The 20,910-nt window shown below is 62.4% G+C and carries 14 protein-coding genes, 1 pseudogene and 1 riboswitch; of the genes and pseudogenes, 6 read left to right on the top strand and 9 right to left on the bottom strand.

The features are described from left to right. Positions 1 to 49 precede the first annotated feature (49 nt). The gene (locus ACO07W_RS10605; protein WP_421842997.1) at positions 50 to 679 is read right to left on the bottom strand and encodes a DUF5134 domain-containing protein; all 630 of its coding nucleotides are present in this window, start codon (positions 677 to 679) and stop codon (positions 50 to 52) included. Between the two features lie 162 nt (positions 680 to 841). Between ACO07W_RS10605 and ACO07W_RS10600 the strand changes: the two genes are divergently transcribed. Continuing rightward, positions 842 to 2,818 carry a cytochrome c oxidase assembly protein gene (locus ACO07W_RS10600; protein WP_421842995.1) on the top strand — a complete coding sequence of 659 codons (1,977 nt, stop codon included), beginning with the start codon at positions 842 to 844 and terminating at the stop codon, positions 2,816 to 2,818. A 59-nt stretch (positions 2,819 to 2,877) separates the two neighbouring features. On the opposite strand, the gene ACO07W_RS10595 is transcribed toward ACO07W_RS10600, so the two are convergent. Together ACO07W_RS10595 and ACO07W_RS10590 are read right to left on the bottom strand one after the other, a co-directional pair. Next, positions 2,878 to 3,432 (bottom strand): DUF6939 family protein, encoded by a 555-nt coding sequence (locus ACO07W_RS10595; RefSeq protein WP_421842993.1) that lies wholly within the window; start codon positions 3,430 to 3,432, stop codon positions 2,878 to 2,880. Between the two features lie 52 nt (positions 3,433 to 3,484). Continuing rightward, positions 3,485 to 5,743, bottom strand: coding sequence for a heavy metal translocating P-type ATPase (locus ACO07W_RS10590; protein ID WP_421842991.1), 2,259 nt, complete (start codon positions 5,741 to 5,743; stop codon positions 3,485 to 3,487). 200 nt (positions 5,744 to 5,943) lie between these two features. Here ACO07W_RS10590 and ACO07W_RS10585 point away from each other — a divergent pair, with 200 nt between their 5' ends. After that, positions 5,944 to 6,831: an SDR family NAD(P)-dependent oxidoreductase gene (locus ACO07W_RS10585; protein WP_421842989.1), complete on the top strand. Its 888-nt coding sequence runs from the start codon at positions 5,944 to 5,946 to the stop codon at positions 6,829 to 6,831. Positions 6,832 to 6,833: 2 nt separating this feature from the next. Beyond that, complete coding sequence (locus tag ACO07W_RS10580) at positions 6,834 to 8,399, top strand: AMP-binding protein (RefSeq protein ID WP_421842987.1); 1,566 nt, start codon at positions 6,834 to 6,836, stop codon at positions 8,397 to 8,399. On the opposite strand, the pseudogene ACO07W_RS10575 reads toward ACO07W_RS10580, so the two are convergent. Both ACO07W_RS10575 and ACO07W_RS10570 read right to left on the bottom strand, forming a co-directional pair. Continuing rightward, positions 8,396 to 8,602, bottom strand: a pseudogene (locus ACO07W_RS10575) (hypothetical protein); the annotation flags it as partial. The gene ACO07W_RS10580 and the pseudogene ACO07W_RS10575 overlap by 4 nt on opposite strands. A 72-nt stretch (positions 8,603 to 8,674) precedes the next feature. Next, positions 8,675 to 8,908: a hypothetical protein gene (locus ACO07W_RS10570; protein ID WP_421842985.1), complete on the bottom strand. Its 234-nt coding sequence runs from the start codon at positions 8,906 to 8,908 to the stop codon at positions 8,675 to 8,677. Between the two features lie 415 nt (positions 8,909 to 9,323). Here ACO07W_RS10570 and ACO07W_RS10565 point away from each other — a divergent pair, with 415 nt between their 5' ends. Beyond that, positions 9,324 to 10,190, top strand: a complete 867-nt coding sequence (locus tag ACO07W_RS10565; protein WP_421842983.1) for a rhomboid family intramembrane serine protease — start codon at positions 9,324 to 9,326, stop codon at positions 10,188 to 10,190. Positions 10,191 to 10,668: 478 nt separating this feature from the next. Beyond that, entirely contained in the window at positions 10,669 to 12,681 is a 2,013-nt protein-coding gene (locus ACO07W_RS10560) for an acyltransferase family protein (protein ID WP_421842981.1), read from the top strand. A 154-nt stretch (positions 12,682 to 12,835) separates the two neighbouring features. Continuing rightward, positions 12,836 to 13,008: riboswitch (M-box (ykoK) riboswitch) on the top strand. A 592-nt stretch (positions 13,009 to 13,600) separates the two neighbouring features. Here ACO07W_RS10560 and ACO07W_RS10555 read toward each other — a convergent pair. Further along, positions 13,601 to 14,356, bottom strand: coding sequence for a L,D-transpeptidase (locus tag ACO07W_RS10555; protein WP_421845927.1), 756 nt, complete (start codon positions 14,354 to 14,356; stop codon positions 13,601 to 13,603). A 157-nt stretch (positions 14,357 to 14,513) separates the two neighbouring features. Continuing rightward, complete coding sequence (gene oxc, locus ACO07W_RS10550; RefSeq protein WP_421842979.1) at positions 14,514 to 16,283, bottom strand: oxalyl-CoA decarboxylase; 1,770 nt, start codon at positions 16,281 to 16,283, stop codon at positions 14,514 to 14,516. A gap of 301 nt (positions 16,284 to 16,584) precedes the next feature. Here oxc and ACO07W_RS10545 point away from each other — a divergent pair, with 301 nt between their 5' ends. Then, positions 16,585 to 18,216 carry a FadD7 family fatty acid--CoA ligase gene (locus tag ACO07W_RS10545; RefSeq protein ID WP_421842977.1) on the top strand — a complete coding sequence of 544 codons (1,632 nt, stop codon included), beginning with the start codon at positions 16,585 to 16,587 and terminating at the stop codon, positions 18,214 to 18,216. Here ACO07W_RS10545 and ACO07W_RS10540 read toward each other — a convergent pair. Next, the gene (locus tag ACO07W_RS10540; RefSeq protein WP_421842975.1) at positions 18,213 to 18,671 is read right to left on the bottom strand and encodes a DUF2231 domain-containing protein; all 459 of its coding nucleotides are present in this window, start codon (positions 18,669 to 18,671) and stop codon (positions 18,213 to 18,215) included. The two genes, ACO07W_RS10545 and ACO07W_RS10540, sit on opposite strands and share 4 nt — an antisense overlap. Positions 18,672 to 18,704: 33 nt before the next feature. Beyond that, positions 18,705 to 20,864 (bottom strand): elongation factor G-like protein EF-G2, encoded by a 2,160-nt coding sequence (locus ACO07W_RS10535; RefSeq protein WP_421842973.1) that lies wholly within the window; start codon positions 20,862 to 20,864, stop codon positions 18,705 to 18,707. Positions 20,865 to 20,910: the final 46 nt, after the last annotated feature.

Below are 20,910 nucleotides of genomic sequence, written 5' to 3'. Positions count from 1 at the left end.
GAAAGCGCCGAACAGGGTGGCACGTCAGATCTCTTCTCGATTCGCCAATCTAGGCGCCAAATACCATGGCGCCGAACATGATAGCCATTCCGGCGGCCATCAGCGCCTCGCTGATGCCGGCCAGCGAACTATTCCAACTTCGCGGCCCGTCGTCTAGGCGCCTTCTGATCGCCCGGAATATCCAGACGACTGCCGCGATCGCGAAACCGACGAACCATAGCCAGTTGATTGCAACCGTCGATCTCGGCATTGCGCTGCTCGCCGGTGCCATCGTCACACAAACGTCCATGACTGGCATCGACGTACTCAGTGGCGCTGGGTAGTCGCCACCCGATGGAACTCGATGATTCGCGAGGTTATACATCCAAACCATGGAGACCATCATCAAAGCGTGATAGCCGAACACCCTCCGCTCGGCGACTGTTCGAGCCGAGATAACGGCCATCGCCACGAACCATATGGCCGCGACAATGAAGAACACCTTGGGCCATGCTGTCGGCAACCGCGCGCCCCAAGGCCAGGCCATCACAACCATCGCAGTCGCCATCGCGATATACAACCCATGGTTTACCACCGAGGTCCACGGCCGACGTTGGGTAAGCACCGCGAACAGGCATTCAGCGCTGCTGAGCGCCATCAGTGCGGTGACAACCCACCGAAGCATAAGGTCGTCGATCATCGCGAAGCTCGGCTGCCTAGCTGGTGGGATGTCATGGAGTCACTTTCGGGTTAGGCATCGACGGTCTCCGCAGAATATGCGGTCTACTATGCGTCGGTGGATCGGCGGGTAGGGGTCTCTGGCCACTGCATCCACGCGGACGCACGTCGTAAGCTCGCAAGGGTGCAGATCGAGAGGGAAACCAGCGGGGAGCTATCAGTTGCGCGAGCGCCCCGACCGATCTCGCTAAGAACAGTCCAGCTGGCATTTGGCCTGCTGTGCATCTTCGCCGCGTTGGCCGCGCTGGGGCTCGTCTCGGGAACCGGTCCATACGACGCGGCGGGGAATCCCTATCCCGGTGTTTTTACTAGCGTTGCCGAGCCAGTCGGTTACTTCGGTGCGTCGCTGTCGGCAGCAGTGTGCCTTGGCGCGCTGGTCTGGATCATGATGACATCGCGACCGGAGCCCGACGGGTTGCTCGATGCCGAGGCATTCCGGGTCCACCTCGTGGCAGAACGCGGTTCAATTGCTTGGCTGATGCTCGCGGCAGCGATGGTCGCTGTTCAGGCTGGCCACGACTCCGGCGTGGCGGTGGCGAAACTGCTCGGCAGCGGAGCGCTACTCGACGCGATCTCCGCTTCGGAGACTTCGCGGGGGTGGGGCCTTGCGGCGATCTGTGCGCTGCTGGTCGCGGTGACGTTGCGCCTGAATACACGTTGGCTAGGGCACGTTGTGCTGCTCATTCCTACTGCTATTGGCATCGTCGCGCCCGCGGTCACCGGTAGTGCTGGCCAGGGCCCCGACCACGATTACGCGACCAGCGTCGCGATCGTCTTTGCGGTCGCGTTGGCGACGCTGACTGGGTTAAAAGCGGCCGCAGCGGTCACCGCAGCGATGCCAAGCCGTGCTGTGCTGCTGACACAGGTGGTTTGTGGTGCCCTTACTGTGGTCTATGGCGTGGTTTTGCTCTATCTCTTGACTCCGGACTGGGCGATTGGTTCAGATTTCACTCGACTGGGTGTGTTCGCGGGGATTCTTGTAGCGTTGGTGTGGCTGCGCGACTGTTGGGACCTGTTCGGTGGTCGGCTACGTCTTCGTGGCAAAAATGTCCTTGCCGCGCTGGCCATGATGGCCGCCATGGGTGCGGTCGCCGCGATGGCTGTCCGGACCGCGCCGAGATTCGTCGCGCACAGGTTTACCGCCTGGGATGTCTTCCTCGGTTATGAGCTGCCACGATCGCCAAATGTCATCAGACTACTCACGATATGGCGTTTCGACTTTCTATTGGGAGCGGCCGGCGTAGTTCTAGCGATCGCATATGTTGCGGGATTCGTCCGGTTGCGAAAAAGGGGCGATTCCTGGCCCATCGGCAGGCTGGTGGCTTGGCTGACCGGCTCTGTTGCCTTGGTGTTCACCACTAGCTCTGGTGTACGCGCTTACGGTTCGGCGATGTTCAGTGTGCACATGGCTGAACACATGACCTTGAACATGTTCATCCCGGTGCTGCTGGTTCTCGGTGGGCCGATCACGTTGGCGCTGCGAGTGCTCCCTGCTGCCGGTGCCGGGCAGCCGGCTGGCCCCCGCGAATGGTTGACGTGGCTGCTGCACTCCCCGATAACAGCGTTCCTGTCGCACCCAATTACCGCTTTCGTTCTTTTTGTGGCGTCGCCCTATGTCGTCTACTTCACACCGCTGTTCGATACGTTGGTTCGCTATCACTGGGGCCACGAGTTCATGGCCGTGCACTTCCTGTTGGTCGGATACTTGTTCTACTGGGCAATTATCGGCATTGACCCTGGACCCCGGAGACTCCCGTATCCTGGTCGTATCGGATTGCTGTTCGCTGTAATGCCTTTTCACGCGTTCTTTGGTATCGCGCTGATGACGATGGCATCGCCAATCGGCGAAATGTTCTATCAGTCGGTCAACCTGCCCTGGCTGGCCAGTATCGAATCCGACCAACACCTTGGTGGTGGAATCGCCTGGGGTGCAACAGAACTACCGGTCATTATCGTCATCGTGGCGCTCGTAGCTCAGTGGGTGCGTCAGGACCGCCGAATCGCCAGCCGCGAAGACAGACATGCAGACAGCGGTTACGCCGACGACGAACTGGATGCGTACAACGCAATGCTTCGTGAGTTGTCACGGATGAGACGGTAAATCGGCACAATGGGCATTGGCCTGATCCGCGGCATCGAATTCAGTAGCCGTGGCTTACCTCAGTCGCTGGGCCAATCGTTTTCCAGGTATCTCTTCACCACGCTCGCGTGTGACAGGGGCTTGCGTGTGTCGGCGATGTCTGCGTTGGTTTCGTAGTCAAGCAGCACGATCGTCTTCGAATTGGCCAGCTCCAAAAGCTGATTGACCTGTTCAGTCAGTCGATTGTCGAGGACCCAGCGATACGTCGGCAGGTAAATGGACTTGCGCGCGGCGACGTAATCTATAAGTTCGTTGCTCGCGACGCCGCGCTGATGACCAAGCACGCGCCCGAATCTTCTAACCGTACGTTTCAGTCCTTTCATCGTCGTTATGCCGAATTTCGATTCATCTATACCAGCGGTTTCGAAGACTTTGAGCGCCTGCCAGATACCCTCGACAGACATGGCGGTCACGCCGGGCGAGAACGGAACCGGAATCCCGCCATGAGGGTAAAACGGGCTGAACCGCAGCCAGGGTTCCTCGCCGTTGGAGGTCACGTCCAGGATGACAGGTGAGTCCAACCCCTTCTCGATCGTTGCTGCCTTTACCCGGCGGCTCCGAACGTGGATTGGCATGGCTGACAACGGTACTCAACAGGACTCAGTCGTGCGAAGGCAACCGCTAGCCTCAATTCGGACGCGTTTGCCGCGAGCCAAAATTGCGCAGCCGCAAGCTATTGGAGACCACGAAGAAAGATGAGAACGCCATCGCCGCACCCGCGATCAACGGGTTGAGGAGGCCGGCCGCCGCGATCGGTATCGCCGCGACGTTGTAGCCGAAAGCCCAGACCATGTTTGCCCGAATCGTTCGTATGGTCGCCCCCGCTAGATCAAGGGCCTGTGGAACGCTATCGAGGTTGTCGCGGACGAGGATAATATCGGCAGCCCCAATCGCTACGTCGGTACCCCGCCCGATCGCCAACCCCAAATCGGCGCAAGCCAACGCCGGACCGTCGTTGATGCCGTCGCCGATCATGGCGACCGTGTGCCCTTTACCGCGCAACTCTTGGATGACGTCGACTTTTCCTTCGGGCAGTACGTTGGCGATCGTGGTCTCGATTCCAACTTGTGCTGCCACCGCTTCGGCTGCGGCCTGGTTGTCACCGGTTACCAGAATGGTCCGCAGCCCGCGACTGCGCAAGGCGCTGGCAGCTTCAGCAGCGGAATCCTTGATTGTGTCAGCGATGGACACCGCCGCGCGGGCGATACCATCGACTGAGACGAAAACTACTGTCTCGCCTCGAGATTCACCTTGAAGCCGTGCGGTTTCAAGAATCGCGGCAGACTGCATGCTGCGGGTGATCCAGGATGGCTTTCCGACCTCAACGCGGTGCGTATCCACCAAGCCGGAGACACCGCATCCAGCCACCGCGACGAAGTCGGTTACTGGAGCCGGTTTCGGAGAAGCGGCGACGATAGCCGTTGCCACCGCGTGTTCAGAAGCCGCTTCGACAGCGGCGGCAAGTGCAAGAATCTCCTCGGATGCCCGCCCGTCGATCGTCGTCACCGCGCTCACGGTCAGCTGGCCGACCGTCAACGTACCTGTCTTGTCGAACACCACGGTGTCGATGCTGTGGATGGCTTCCAGCGCTCGGTACCCCTTGATGAAGATCCCCAACTGTGCGCCTCGGCCGGAAGCCACCATCATCGCTGTCGGGGTAGCCAAGCCGAGCGCGCAGGGGCACGCGATGACCAAGATCCCCAGCGCGACTGAGAATGCGCGATCAGCACCGGCGCCGGCGACGAACCAGGCGGTGCCCGCGAGCCCAGCGATGGAGAAAACCGCTGGTACGAAAACCGAGGAGATGCGGTCGGCGAGGCGCTGCGCGCGGGCTTTCTGGGTTTGAGCCTCTTCCACCAGTCGGACCATCGCGGCGAAGTGAGTCTCGGCTCCCACCGCAGTGGCCTCAATTACCAGCCGGCCGTCCAGCACGGTGGTTCCACCCACGACAGAGGTGTCGACATTGGCGCGAACCGGTCTGGCTTCGCCGGTCATGGCGCTCATGTCGATTGCCGCGCTGCCGGCGACAACGAGACCATCTGCGGCAATGGTCTCGCCGGGGCGCGTCACAAAGCGCTGTTGCTTCCGAAGCTCCTCTGCTGGTATTACCAGTTCCGCTCCGTCGGGCAGCAGTACTGCGACTTCCTTGGCTCCGAGCTCCGCCAGTGCGCGCAGTGCGCTGCCGGCTTTAGATTTGGCGCGGGCTTCGAAGAACCGACCCGCCAACACGAAGACCGTGACGCCCGCGGCGACCTCCAGGTAGATCGAATCGCTGTTGAGGATCGCATGCCAAATGCCCTGGGTCACCGGGGGCTGGTTGTCGACAAACACAGTAGACAGCGACCAGCCGGTCGCCGCAATGATGCCCACGGAAATCAGCGTTTCCATCGATGTGGTGCGGTGCCGCGCGTTTCGGAGCGCGACGCGGTGGAAAGGCCATGCCGCCCACGTCACGATCGGCGCCGCAAGCGCGGTCAACACGTATCCCCAGCCAGGGAATCTGGCACTTGGCACGATCGCGAACATTGTCGACAAATCGGCCAGCGGCACGAATAGAACTGCCGCGACGACGAACCGCCACTGGAGATTGCGTGCGTGGTCGGCGTCGGGGTCCTTTGCGGACTTACCGTGTGCGGCTGCGTCCGTGTGCGGTGCGGCGCTGTAGCCGGCTTTTTCAACTGCTTGGCACAGTTCGTCGACGGCCACGCCAGCGGTCTCAATGGTCGCAATCCGGGTAGCGAAGTTCACCGATGCACGGACGCCAGCTAGCTTGTTGAGCTTTGCTTCGATTCGACTCGCGCATGCTGCGCAGGACATTCCCGAAACATTCAACCTGACGCGTTGCGCGGAATCAGAGGCGGCGGCCTCCACAAGCGGAGTCGTCACAGTCCTCCTCAGGGTCGGCGTACCTCGCACCCGTCAGCGTACAAGCGCTGCGGTGGGCAGCTCGTCGGCGTCGAACACCCAGCTGGGACGATCGGCTGGTGAATTGGGCGCACGGTTGTTGACTCGAGTGCTTGGGAACGACCTCTGGTTGGGCCAAGATAGGCCAAGAAGGGTCGAATGCAATCGGAGTAAGCAGTGCAATGAATCTGGCAGCGCAGGCATTGAACACGGTCACCGACGCACTGGCCAATCCGGCGCGGATATCTGATCCTGACCGGCTACGCAGCGCCGTTTCCGGTAGGGCCGTGCTGGTCACTGGCGCGTCCTACGGCATCGGCGCGGCAACTGCGCGCAAACTGGCGGCGGCAGGAGCAACGGTGTTGATCGTGGCGCGATCGGCCGAAATGCTCGACGACCTCGCAGCTTCGATCAACGCCGGCGGTGGCCGGGCGGTCTCCTATCCGACCGACCTCACCGACGAGACTGCCGTTAGCGCGCTGACCAAGCAGATCACCGAGGACCACGGCCCGCTCGACGTCGTGGTTAGTAATGCAGGCAAGTCGCTACGTCGATCACTGCACAAGCAATACGACCGGCCGCACGATTTTCAGCGCACCATAGACATCAACTATCTGGGACCGATCTGGCTGCTGCTTGGTCTGCTACCGGCGATGCGCGAGACCGGCCGAGGTCACATTGTGAACGTTTCGAGTGTCGGGGCGCGCGTCGTTCCCGGTCCGCAATGGGGTGCCTACCAAGCCTCCAAGGGGGCTTTCGATCGATGGCTGCGCAGCGTGGCGCCGGAGCTGCATGTTGACGGGGTGGACGTCACATCGGTCTATTTCGCGCTGGTCCGCACTCGGATGATCACGTCCAATCCCATCCTGAGCAGACTTCCAAGCTTGTACCCTGACCAGGCCGCCGACGCCATCGCCAAAGCAATCATCGAGCGGCCCCGGACGAACGAGCCGCCTTGGATGTGGCCGGCCGAAATGGCCTCGGTCCTGTTCGCGGGACCCGCCGACCGCGCGGCACGGCTGTGGCACCGTCGGTTCTTTGCCGAGTCTCATCGTCCGGGGAAAAACTAGACATGGCGACAGCCAGCGTGGTGAGCACCGCAGCCCGCGCAGTCGTGTATTCGGGGTTGTTCCGTCCAACCAGCCCGGTCGCGGTGTTCCGGCTGATTCGGGAGATCCACCGGACAGGCGCGAATGCCTACACCACGTTGGCCGTGGCGGCAGCACGATGGCCGGATCGCACCGCGATGATCGACGAAGACGGCGCGCTGCGCTACCGAGACCTGCGAATCAAGACCGATTCACTGGCCCACAAGCTTTCCCGCAACGGCGTTGCGGCAGGGCAAGCGGTGGGACTAATGTGCCGCAACGGACGCGGCTTCGTGATAGGCCTGTTCGCTGCGAGCTTGGTCGGTGCCGACGTTGTGCTGGTGAACACGGAATTTCACAGCGATGCGCTGGCGGCCGTGCTGAGCGCCCACCAGATTCAGACGATGGTCTGTGATGACGAGTTTGCTGGCCGAATTCGCGAAGCCCGAGACACCCTACGTATTGTCGATCCGGAGACAGGCCCGCCGCATGCGAGCGATTTACGGCCCGAAGCAGCGGCGGCGGGCCGCGTTGTCCTGCTCACGTCGGGCACTACCGGTGTGCCCAAGGGCGTACCGCGCACCCCGAACATTGGTTCGGGCGTCGGGGCCGCGATGACGATCCTGGAACGCACCGGACTGCGTGTCGGAGCGCGAGTCGTCCTGGCGGTGCCGATGTTCCACGGACTGGGTTTCGGCATCCTCATGCTCACTCTGGGCCTCGGCGGCACGGTGCTGACCCGGCGGCGATTCGACGCTGAAGCCACACTTGCGCAGGTGTCACTGCATCGCGCTGACGCGCTCAGCGCGGTCCCGATCATGCTGGCACGCATGCTGGATCTGCACCAGCGGGTGCGCGCGCGAAACCCGGTGCCCTGTCTTCGGGCGGTGATCTGCGGGGGCGACCGGCTCGATCCCAGCTTGGTGCGACGCTTCATGGCCAGCTACGGATACATCCTCTACAACTTGTACGGATCGACCGAGGTGGGCGTTGGCGCGTTGGCGACGCCGGGCGAGCTGCTACGCGCCCCGGAGACGGTGGGAAAGCCCGTCGCGGGGTGCCCCGTGCGTATCTTCGACAAGAGCGGTAGGCTGCTCGGACCCCGGGTGACCGGTCGCATATTCATCGGAAGTGAGCCGACGTCCGAGGGCTACCCGGGCGGCGGCGGCAAAGCTGCTATAGGCCATATGGCGGGCACCGGCGACATGGGCTATCTCGACGAGTCGGGGCGACTGTACATTGTTGGCCGCGAAGACGACATGATCGTCTCCGGCGGAGAGAACGTCTATCCGCGTGCTCTGGAGAACTCTCTCGCTCAGCATCCCGGCGTTGCCGAGAATGCGGTAGTTGGCGTCCCCGACCAACAATTCGGGCACCGGCTGGCGGCGTTCATCGTCCCTCGGCAGCACGGCGATATCAGCGAGTTGGCGATACGTGAATATCTCCGGGGCCGGGTCTCCCGCTTCGAGCAGCCCAGAGACATCCACATCGTCACCAGCATTCCCCGCAATTCAGCTGGCAAGGTTTTGCGCAGGCAGCTGGCGCCCTAGGCGTGGACTGAGCACCCTCCATCGGTTTCGGCCGTTGCGGCGTCGATGGTCTTGGCCAGCCGATTGGGTGTCAGCGCCGAGACGGCAGTGGCCGTCGCCGTTGCGCCGATGACACCGCCCCAGGCGACCGGACCTAACGGCGTGCAACCGAAGAAGTGGTTGATGATGGGAGTTTGAACGGTACCGACCAAGACCCCTGCACTGTCGAAATCTTATTTGGCCAGGAAAACATCGCGCGTTGGCGATGCGCGTCTGACGAATCTGGCTGGCTAGGCTTACAGAATTCGGTGACTGGCTCTGCCCATGTGATAGCCGGTAGGAAATGATTTCTCGATGACTTGCAGTTGGTGATTCACTCTGGATTCCAACTCAAGCACGACGCAGCTGTCGCTGACAGTCTTTGACTCGAGAACTATATACCGTTGACCGCTACCGTTGATATCGGTGATTGGGTCACCGGAGTGCAATGTTTCAACCGGCACCAATTCGGGGATTCGGTGTGACTCCACGCACACACATTAAGTCAACTCGGCTGCGCAGGGAACACCTCCAGTAGGGGCGCGTCGTCGGCGCTTCGCGCCACCGGCCATGGCCTCCAGCTTGTCGCAGCTTGTCGCAAGATCGCGCTATTCACGCTGTCGGCATCGGCATGTACGCACAATTTGTGGTGAGTGTGCCGCAGCGGCGCTGTCAGAATTTGGCCACGGAAATTCTGCACGACGACCAAAGATCTGTGGGTTTGTGGGCGAGTTGGTGGCACCGGTCAATCGTGGCACCGGGAGCCTAGGCGGGAAACCTGCTGAGGCAAGCCGCACGGTGACGACAACTTCGCGCAGCGCAGATGTCCGCGCCAGTCCTCTTCTGCGCGGGACTGCCAGGGCATCCCAGTCGAGCAAGAGCTACGGCGCAGGCAACAATGGTGCGATGAGTGACCTCAGTACACCTGCGTCGCCGGTCTGCTACCGACATCGCGGGCGCTCCACGTACGTCCGCTGCACTCGGTGTGAGCGTTACATCTGCGGGGACTGTATGCGCTCGGGGCCTGTTGGCCACCAATGTGTTGAATGCGTGCGGGCGAACGCCAGCTCCATACGTCCGCAACGCTCGCGATTCGGCGGCCAGCAGCGGTCGGCAACTCCGGTAGTCACCTATGCGCTGATCGCGGCGAATGTGCTCGCTTTCATGCTGCAGGTCACGTCTCGGGGGTTGGAGACGCAACTCGCCTTGTGGCCGCCCGCCGTCGCCGACGGGCAGCTGTACCGGTTAGTGACCTCGGCGTTCTTGCACTACGGTACGACGCACCTGCTGTTGAATATGTGGGCGCTGTATGTCGTGGGTCCGCCGCTCGAGATGTGGTTGGGACGGCTGCGGTTCGGCATGCTGTATGCGCTTAGTGCGCTGGGCGGCTCGGTGCTGGTGTATCTGGTTTCGCCCCTTAATACGGCAACCGCGGGGGCTTCCGGGGCGGTATTCGGTCTTTTTGGCGCCACCTTCGTGGTGGCCAAGCGGCTCGATCTCGATGTTCGTTGGGTTGTCGCGCTCATTGTCATCAACTTGGCTTTCACCTTTGTCGCGCCGGCGGTAAGTTCGCACGTGATCAGCTGGCAGGGACATATTGGTGGGCTGGTCACTGGCTCGTTGGTCGCCGCCGCATACGTGTACCCTCGGCAACGCCGGAACCTGAGTCAAGGTGCGGCAACGGTCGCTGTTGTGGTCGTTTTCGTCGTGCTGATTTGGTGGCGTACCGCTGACTTGCTCACGATGTCCGGTGGGTACCTCAATCTGGGATGAAGCTAGGTTGTTCGGCTACCGCTGTTGGATCGTTCCGCCGGACGTTGGCCGAGTTACCGGGCGGCGGATCGAATTCCGGTAGTTCTATCCGCTATTAGTGTCAGGTATCAAGCGTGACTGCGCATGCGAGCTGATCGTGACGCGGTGGCTGAGGTCGCCATGTCGGCTGGCACGCGGCGACGTCAAACAGCCTTATTGTGCGAATCGACGCCGGCGCCAACTTCAGGAATTCCCCATATCCGAAGGCCGTCAAGGGAAATAGTCGAAAGCGGACCGCGTGTCTTCGCGTGTCTCCGGGGGATCCGGCGCTAGCGTATCTAAGCTTGCCGAGATCAGCAGGAGGGGGCAGCGACGTATTGGCAGCAACTACGGCGCCGGGCGACAGGGCGGTCGGGGCGCGCTAAAAGCGAGCACTGAGTCGGGCGGGAATCACCCCGCGCCGGCGCGTTCTGCTCGCCGCACCCGGTGGGTGGCCCCGGTGCGGCGCGTAGGCCGGCTCGCCGTTTGGGATCGCCCAGAGCGGCGCAGTGGCATTCCCGCGCTAGACGGCCTCCGGGCGATCGCGGTTGCTTTGGTTCTTGCCGCCCATGGGGGCATCCCCGGCATGGGCGGCGGATTTATTGGCGTCGACGTCTTTTTTGTTCTCAGCGGATTTCTGATTACGGCGCTGCTTCTCGACGAGCTGGGTCGCGGTGGCCGGATAGACCTCACCGGATTCTGGATTCGCCGTGCCCGGCGGTTGTTGCCGGCCCTGGTGTTAATGGTGCTCACCGTAGGGGCGGCCCGCGAACTTCTGCCCTACCAGGCTCTTACCGGATTGCGGAGCGATGCGATCGCGGCATTTCTGTGGGTAGCCAACTGGCGATTTGTGGCAGAGGATACTGACTACTTCGCACAAGGCGCCCCACCTTCGCCGCTCCAGCACACCTGGTCGCTGGGGGTCGAAGAACAGTATTACTTTGTCTGGCCGCTGCTGCTCATCGCGGTGACCTTGCTCTTGGCGGCGCGTGCTAAGCGCTATTTCAGGCGGGCCACGGTTGGCGGGGTCCGGCTCGCGGCATTCGTCATCGCGACCGTCGGCGCTGCGGGGTCCGCGGGCGCCGCCGTCGTCTTCACCACGGAAACTACCCGGGACCGGGTATATTTCGGTACCGACACCCGAGCCCAGGCGCTATTGATCGGCGCTGCGGCAGCGGCTCTTCTGGTGCATGATTGGCAGTCGCTCAATCGAGGCTGGTGTCTGATCCGAACTCGATTCGGGCGGCGAGTCGCTCGTCTGGTACCGCTGGTTGGACTGGCCGGACTAGCCGCGATCACGCACTACGCAACAGGCGGCGCCGACGAGTTTCGTCATGGTCTGTTGCTCGCTGTGGCGGTTGCGGCCGTGCTCGTGGTCGCACCGGTGGCGCTCGAGCAGCGTTCTTTGGTGGCGCGCATCCTTGCATGGCCCCCGCTGGTTTGGCTGGGCGCAATATCGTACGGAGTTTATCTTTGGCACTGGCCAATTTTTCTCGCGCTCAACGGCGAACGCACCGGGTGGTCGGGACTGGGCTTGTTCGGTGTCCGGTGTGCTGTGACATTGGCAGTGGCGATCGCATCGTGGTTGTTGGTCGAGCGGCCCATCCGGCGCTGGCAGCCGGAACGGGTGCGACTGTTGCCTCTGGCTGCGGCCACAGTGGCGACCGCTGCCGCGGCGACGCTGCTGGTTGTACCGGTTGGAACTGGACCTGGGTTGCGTGAGATCGGTCTGCCGCCCGGAGTATCGGCGGTTGCCGCGGTGTCCCCGTCCCCGCCGGAACAGAGTCGGCGCGGGCCGGGCCAAACGCGCCGAGATCCCAACCGGCCGTTTACCGTTTCTGTATTTGGTGATTCGATCGGCTGGACGTTGATGCATTACCTTCCGCCGACCCCCGGAGTCAGGTTCGTCGATCACACTGTCATCGGCTGCAGCCTGGTGCGCGGCACACCATACCGGTACGTGGGCAAAACTCTGGAACAGCGAGCAGAGTGCGACACTTGGCCGATCCGATGGTCAGCGCAGATCTACCAGGACCAGCCGGACGTTGCTCTGCTGATCATCGGTCGCTGGGAGACAGTAGACCGGGTCAATGAGGGGCAGTGGACCCACATCGGCGACCCGACCTTCGACTCGTATCTCAACGCAGAACTGCAAAGGGCGCTGAAGATCGTTGGCTCTACTGGTATTCGAGTGGCTGTCGCGACTGTGCCTTATAGCCGCGGTGGCGAAAAACGCGATGGCAGCCTGTATCCAGAAGACCAGCCAGACCGTGTCGACCAGTGGAACACGATGCTACGCAAGACAATTAGCCAGCATCCGAACGTCGGTATTCTCGATCTGAACAAAAAGCTTTGTCCGGATGGCGTCTACACCGCGAAGGTTGACGGCATCAAGGTGCGCAGCGACGGTGTCCATCTCACCCCGGAAGGGGTGAAGTGGCTAACGCCGTGGATCGAGGAGTCCATCAGGTAGTCAACAATTGGCCCGCTGAATCACCGGTCAGCGCAACCTGCCTCGCGGCGGGCGTTTGAATAGCGTGATGACGTGCCTGTGCACTGACGACACGGGCCTCGAAATCTTCGTCCGGGTTTGACGGGAGCCGAGTCTGATGCCAGCATGGGAACTGCAAGCACCTCGGTAAGTGAGGCGTCTGCATGGATACAGGCCACTGACCCCGAACGTCGAGAGACGCCCCGGGTCAGGACAGCTCTTCCCGGACTAAGGGTTGAGCCCAAGTGGCTTCCGGGCGATGTCCGGATACGCCGTGCAGTGCCAAAGCTCCGACGAGAGGGGTGCGTCCGGCGAATGCTGGCCGGTCGTTTGCGTCCTCTCGTTCAGGTGACAGTGGTGGCACCCGCGTGTGTCCAGGCCGTGAGGAGGTGAGGGGAAGATGAGTCCAGGCGATGGTCCGTATTCCAAATCCATCTTTTCCCGATCCGGTTCCGGCATTTTTGCCGCTGCCTGAGTTTCTCGACAATTCGCTGGCTCGCAAGTTCCGTGCTCTGTTGACTTGCCGGAGACCATGCTTGGGTGCACTCAGATGCGCGCCGAATGACGCATGCCGATTGGGCTTATAGCAGGAGAACATCATGGCTTTTGTTGTTGTACATCGCGCTGCCCGCGGAAAAGGGGAGCGCGGCGAGTCGATTCTACGTGCGGGTCGGAGAATGACGGAGAGGTTGTCTGCGCGGCGCAGTCAGACACGGCAGGAGCGAGTAGACCAGTATGTGTCTCGGATGCCAATCGCGGTGATCACCGCGTCGCTGGGCGGGCATCCGGCGCTACGCAGCGCTCGCCAGCGATGATCCGTTCGGTGAATACCTGGTGCCGCCGGGCAGAGCGGGCGTGCAAGCCTGCATACACAGACGAGCGGGTTCGGTCTCGGCGAGAGTCAGGCTACTACCTGGATCGGATCGCCAAGCTTGACGGTATCGAAGTACCACGCGGCGTTATCTGGGCTCAGGTTGATGCATCCATGGCTGACGTTGGCGTAGCCCTGCGAATCTACCGACCAAGGGGCCGAGTGTACGTACACGCCGCTCCAGGTCACGCGAACCGCGTAGTGCGCGGTGATTTTGTATCCGTCTGGCGAGTTCAGCGGGATGCCGATTGTCCTCGAATCCATCACAACCGTGCGTTCCTTGGATAAAGCGGTGAAGACGCCCACCGGAGTGGGGCGGCTGGGTTTACCCATCGACGCCGGCATCGTGCGAACCACTGCTCCGTTGATGCTGACGGTGAAGGTGTGTTCGGAGATATCGGCAACCCCGAGCACTCGGTCGCCGGTGTCGAAGCCGGTAGTCAGTTCCTGAACTCCCACCGAAACGTGGGTATGGCTAGGCCAGAACCGGTCCGGACTCCACTGCACAACGTTGGTATCGACCCACGTGAACCCGCCGGCCACGTTCCTGGGCGAGGTTATCCGGATCGACCTTTCGGCGGCGCGGCGATCGGTCACCGGCGCTGTGAATGTCACTGTCACCGGCTGCGCAACTCCCACCACGCTGCCGTTGGCAGGCAGGACCGAAGCAACCTCGGGAGGTGGCGTCGGCAACGAGACGGCGGCTTTAGCGCGGTTGCCAGGCCCCGTCATGACGATAACTGTGATCGCTGCCATAACAAATAGATAACGAACCGCGCGATGCATGGCGTCCGCCCTTCGGGATGGTGCAATCAACACAACGATATTCTAGTTACGATTCGCCCATTGCCGGTTTTCACATAACATTTCGGCTTAATTCCGGGTGCAGCTGTCTTTAAGGCAAACGAGCCGGAAAGCTGTTTGCTGTTGCCGTTCGAAGCGGCTACCGGGCGGGGCGGACCGGAGCAGTCTGCGCGGCTGCACTCGCGGGATTCAAGCCAGTCAGATGTCCGCTTTCCGCGCCCGCGCTGGGGTCTATCTCACAGTCGATGACCGAGGGTCCGTTCAGGGCGAGCGCCTCGGTGAGGGCCGACTCCAGCTCGGACGGGGTGGTCACGTGATAGCCGCTTCCTCCGAATGCCTCTGCAATCATTTCGTGGCGAGCTCGCGCGTTCAGCACGGTGGGCGCCGGGTCGGTTCCGCTGGACGCTGCGCCGGTGGGTACCTCATCTCCACGATAAACGCCCCCATTGTTGAGGATGACGACGGTGATGGGTAGCCGGTATCGACAAATAGTTTCGACTTCCATACCGCTGAAGCCGAATGCGCTGTCGCCGACTATTGCCACGACCGGTTGACTGGTCTCGACAGCCGCGGCAATCGAATAACCCATGCCGATGCCCATCGCCCCCCAGGTACCAGCGTCGAGCCTGTGTCGTGGCAGCTCCATGTCGATGACATTGCGAGCCAGGTCCAACGCGTTGGCGCCCTCGTTGATCACGTAGGCTTCTGGATTACGTTGCAGTACAGCGTGAATGGCGCGAAGCGCGCTGTAAAACTGCATAGGGTGCGGATCCTCGGCCAGGCGCAACCGAAGACGTGTGTCGTTGCGTGCTTTCCGCTCGGCGAGCTCGCGCGACCATGCTGTGGGCCTGGTGACCGGATGCGTGGACAAGCCATGGAGAAGTGCCGAGATCACTGACTCGATGTCTCCGGTCAGAGGTGCGACGATTGGCCGGTTGCTATCGAATTCTGAAGCCGCCACATCGATCTGGATGAATTTAGTGTTGGCCGACCAGCGCGGGGCCTCGCCATGGGCGAGTAGCCAATTCAGGCGGGCGCCCACCAGCAAGACTACGTCAGCTCGGGCGAGTGCTAATGAGCGAGCGGCGGCAGTGGACTGCGGGTGCGAATCCGGTAACAGTCCCTTGGCCATCGACATCGGCAAGAACGGTATTCCGGTGGTCTCTACAAACTCCCGAATCACACCGTCGGCCTGCGCATATGCCGCGCCTTTACCCAGCACGATCAGCGGTCTCTGAGCCTGGGCGAGCACGTCCAAGGCGCGGTCCACCGCTGCCGGCGTCGGCAGTTGGCGTGGTGCGGGGTCGACAATTCGCCAGACCGTGCTGGCCGCGGCAGAGGCGTCAATCGCCTGTCCCAACACATCGCCGGGGATATCTAGGTAGACACCCCCTGGTCGCCCGGATACGGCGCTGCGAATGGCGCGGGCGACGCCAAGGCCGATGTCTTCGACGCGGCCGATCCGGTACGCCGCCTTCGCGAAGGTGCGGGCAGCGTTGAGCTGGTCGATCTCCCCGTAATCTCCGCGCTGCAAATCCACCTTCGCGCGATCGGACGAGCCAGATATCTGGATCATCGGAAAGCAATTTGTCGTGGCGTTGGCCAGGGCGGGAAGGCCGTTGAGGAAACCGGGCGCCGACACCGTTAGGCACACGCCGGGTCGCCGGCTGAGGAATCCGGCGGCCGCTGCGGCGTGGCCGGCCGAGGTTTCTTGGCGGAAACCGATGTAACGAATTCCCGACGCTTGCGCGACTCGGGCGAGGTCGGTGATGGGGATGCCGACCACGCCATAGATGGTGCGGATGTCATTGGACCTGAGGGCGTCCACCACCAGGTGGAATCCGTCGGTCAGCCGGGTTGCGGTCAACCCGGCCGGCGGCGTGTCCGAAGATGCTGATTCTGCGGTCATGGCTGGCGACCCCTCGTTTGTGTGTCTAAGGCGGGACCAGAAGGTCTGTCCGTCTGCCGATGTTGTTCGTCCACCACTTTTGTAGTTCGCCGCGGACCTGTCCAAGGGGCAGCCCCTACGGATGGGGCTTGGTCCGCCCACCGGCAGGTGTTGAGTCACCTGCGAAAAAATCCACGATGCCGAACAGACAGTAATCGGGTGATCAGGGTTGGCGAATCTTAGTGGACAGCGAGCCGTGATCCCGGCATCGTGCTGACTAGGTGGTGTTCGGCACCGCGAATACTTGCAAGGAGAGCAGTGGATGGTACCCGCCCCAAATACCGGCGGCGCCGACGCCGTGGCGCCTAGCCCGCGAGTTGCCGACCTGATCAAGGCTGCCGCTGCTGCGCAGCCAGAAGCGCCGGCGCTGATCATTGCCTCCGATCGCGTCCGGATCACCTATCGTGAACTGATCGATCTGGTCGATGGTTTCGCTGGGCAGCTGACCCTGGCCGGCCTGCTGCCTGGCGACCGAGTGGCCCTGCGGGCGGGCAGCAGCGCAGAATTCGTGGTGGCTTTGCTCGCGGCATCGCGAGCGGATCTGATCGCTGTGCCGTTAGATCCGGCCCTGCCCATCGGCGAGCAGCGTTCCCGGGCGGACGCGGCGGCTACGCGAGCGGTGCTGCTTGGCGGCAACAGCCATGGTGACGGCGTGGAGCAGATGAGCGGGTGGTGGCCGATCGAGGTGATTGTCGCGCGCGGAAATGGCTCTGCTGAAAGCGCGCTGTCGGTGCGCCTCAACGCTGCGAGCAAGCCGAACTCGGTGACGTCGAGCCCCGCTGGGCTCCGGCAAGACGACGCCATGATCATGTTTACTGGCGGGACCACAGGGCCGCCGAAGATGGTTCCGTGGACGCGCGCCAACATGTACAACTCGGTCCAGGCTGTCATTGCCAGCTATCGGCTGAGCCCGACAGACGCGACCGTCGCCGTAATGCCGCTTTACCACGGTCATGGTCTGATCGCGACGTTGCTGGCAACGTTGGTCTCCGGCGGTACCGTGCTGTTGCCGGCCGGCGAGCGATTCTCGGCGCACACGTTCTGGGACGACGTCGATACCGTGCGAGCTACCTGGTACACAGCGGTTCCGACGATCCATCAGATCTTGCTGGAGCGGATGATAACCGATGCGGGGATGACCTCGTTCGCGAGCAGCGGCGCGAAACTGCGTTTCATTCGTAGCTGCAGCGCGCCACTGGCTCCGGAAGCGGCCCAAGCGCTGCAAGCCGCCTTTTCTGCGCCGGTGTTGTGTGCGTTCGGCATGACCGAGGCCACTCACCAGGTGACGACGACAGGCGTTGACGGTCTCGGACGCGGCGAAAACCCCTGTGAATCAGTGGGTCTGGTCGGGAGGTCGTCTGGCGCGGAGATACGTATCGTCGATTCTGGCGGGAGGCCCCTACCGGCGGGCTCTGTTGGCGAGGTCTGGTTGCGCGGTTCGACTGTGGTGCGTGGTTATCTCGGCGATCCGAAGATCACCGCGGCGAATTTCAGCGACGGCTGGCTGCGCACCGGCGATCTCGGGTCGCTGTCGACCACTGGCGACCTGAGCATCCGCGGCCGGATCAAGGAACTTATCAACCGCGGCGGCGAGAAGATCTCACCGGAGCGCGTTGAAGGAGTCCTGGTCAGCCACCCCAACGTGATTGAGGCAGCAGTGTTCGGCGTCCCGCACCAGATCTACGGAGAGGCAGTCGCAGCGGTGATCGTGCCTGGCGAATCCGTCCCGAAAGCAGAGGAGATCGGGCAGTTCTGCGGGGAGCGGTTGGCGGCCTTCGAGATTCCCGCCAGTTTCCAGATCGCGGCCGAGTTGCCGCATACTGCGAAGGGCTCGCTCGACCGCCGCGCCGTGGCTGAACAGTTTGCCGCAGGGGCCGATACCTCGGCGAGCTAGCCTGACCGTGGGGGCGCCGTCAAACTCCCCCACGCGGCTCGCGCGCCTGATTCGCCGACTCGATAGGTCTGAATCGTCGTGGCCGCGGCGGCCACGACGACCAGAATCGCGACCACCGCGTTCGCAGTGGATTTCACGGGCAGTCCCCGAGACTTACGAACGTGGACGACGGCTAGCAAGGTCACTGAGCACAACAGGGTGGCTACGAAGTAGGTGAGGGTGGTGCCGAGTTCTTCGTGAACCAGGACTGCCCGTGACTTGCCAACTCGGGCTCCCAGCCAAGCACCCGCGCTGGCGGTCAGCGATGTCACGATGAGGGCGACCACGTTCAGCGTCAGCGCGGGCCAGATCAGGCGCTGTCGCGCCGCCGGCCACAATGCGCAGCTGATCGCCAGGATCGCGGACAGGGGACCGAGCACGACGGCGAAATGGTTAAGCAGTACGTGCGCGGGCACTCCGTCAATAGTGGACATGGGTTCTGCGCAGGCTTACGCGGTGGTGTTTACGCGGGACGCGGCCGATTCGGGCATGGCTTCGTAGCGGGCGAACGCACGGGTGAATGACGCAGCTCCGTGTGCAAGGGATCGTAAGTCGATTGCATACCGGGTCAGCTCGACCTGAGGCACCTCGGCTTTCACCACAGTACGTTCGTGACCCACGGTATCGGTGCCGAGCACTCGGCCGCGACGACCGGACAGGTCGCCCATGACGGCACCGACGTAGTTATCGGGCACCAGCACCGTGATCTCGTCGATCGGTTCGAGCAAGGTGACCTTCGTTGCCGTCGCAGCTTCTCGCAGGGCAAGCGCACCGGCCATTTGGAAGGCAAAGTCCGACGAGTCGACGCTGTGGGCCTTGCCGTCTAGCAACGTGACCCGGATGTCAACGAGCGGATATCCGGCGTGTACCCCCTTTTGCATCTGGCCACGGACACCCTTCTCGACACTCGGGATGAAGTTGCGCGGTACGGCACCGCCGACCACTTTATCGACAAACTCGAACCCGGAGCCCTCCGGCAGCGGCTCTACTTCGATGTCACACACGCCGAATTGTCCATGCCCGCCGGACTGCTTGACATGCCGACCGTGGCCTTTAGCTTTCCCGTTGAAGGTTTCCCGCAGCGGTACGCGCAGTTCTACGGTGTCCACTGTGACGCCGTACCGGTTGGCTAGGGCGTCGAGCACGACGCCGGCATGAGCTTCACCCATACACCACAGCACAACTTGGTGGGTCTCCGGATTCTGCTCAATCCGCAGTGTTGGATCTTCGGCGGCCAACCGGCCCAAACCAACCGACAACTTGTCCTCGTCGGTCTTGGCATGCGCCGCAATAGCGACCGGCAGCAGCGGCTCCGGCATTGTCCAGGGCCTTAGGACCAGGGGTTCGGACTTGTCCGAGAGTGTGTCGCCGGTTTCGGCATGGCTGAGCCGGCCGATCGCACAGATGTCTCCCGCTACCACCGCCGGCGCAGGGCGTTGCTGCTTGCCGAGCGGGAAGGACAGGGCACCGATGCGTTCGTCTTCGTCGTGGTCGGGATGGGCGCCCACGGCACCGCCGGCACGCCCGTCACTTCCGCCGAAAAAAGATGCGAAATGGCCCGACACGTGCACGGTCGCGTCCGGCCTGATGGTCCCAGAGAACACCCGGACCAAGCTCACCCTGCCGACATACGGGTCTGACGTCGTTTTCACCACCTCGGCAAGCAGGGAGGCGTCCACGTCGCAGGTCAATGCCGGGTGTGCGGCACCTTGCGGGGTGAAGACCTCCGGTAGCGGGTGTTCCAGCGGAGAGGGAAAGCCTCTGGTGACGACTTCCAGCAGTTCCAGTGTGCCGACACCAGTGCTGCTGCAGACCGGGAGCACCGGGAAGAACGAGCCCCGCGCGACGGCTTTCTCCAGATCCTGTACCAACACCGATTCGTCTATTGTCTCGCCGCCAAGGTAGCGCTCCATCAAGGTCTCGTCCTCGGACTCTTCAATGATTCCTTCGATCAGGCTGCCGCGTGCGTCCCCGATTCGACTGACGTCCGAAGGCTGCGGGGAGCGTGTGGTCCGGTTGCCGCCGGAGTACGCGTATTGGATCTGTGACAGCAAGCCGATCAAGCCGTCTTCGGTAGTCAAATAGAGCGGTAAAACTTTGTCGCCGAATGCATTTTGCGCGGCCTTGAGCGACTCTGGATAATTCGCCCTAGCATGATCGAGCTTGGTGATCACCACCGCCCGGGGCATGTCGACCTGGCTGCATTCCTGCCACAGCGACTTAGTTGGCTCGTCCACACCTTCGTTCGCGGCGATCACGAACAGGGCGCAATCCGCGGCTCGTAACCCGGCTCGCAGCTCACCTACGAAGTCTGCGTATCCCGGGGTGTCAACGAGGTTGATCTTGATGCCGCGGTAAGACAGGGATGCGACTGCAACGCCCACCGAGCGCTGTTGCCGGATCTCCGCGTCGTCGAAATCGCAGACTGTGGTGCCGTCCACGACAGAGCCTGGCCTGGAAAGCACACCGGCTGCGACCAGCAAAGCCTCGACCAAGGTGGTCTTGCCGGCCCCCGACGGCCCAACCAGAACCAGGTTGCGGACGGTATCCGGACCGCCCGCAGTAGGGGCCGTTCTCGCCCCTGAAGGCGTGTTCCCTCTGTCGGCCATGAATTTCCTCCAGTTCCGCGGATCAATTCGCCTGGTGTGTCCCAGC

Source organism: Mycobacterium sp. (genome assembly GCF_965230835.1).
Taxonomy (GTDB): domain Bacteria; phylum Actinomycetota; class Actinomycetes; order Mycobacteriales; family Mycobacteriaceae; genus Mycobacterium.
Note: the sequence above shows the minus strand (reverse complement) of the source record. Positions and strands in the feature narration are given on the sequence as shown.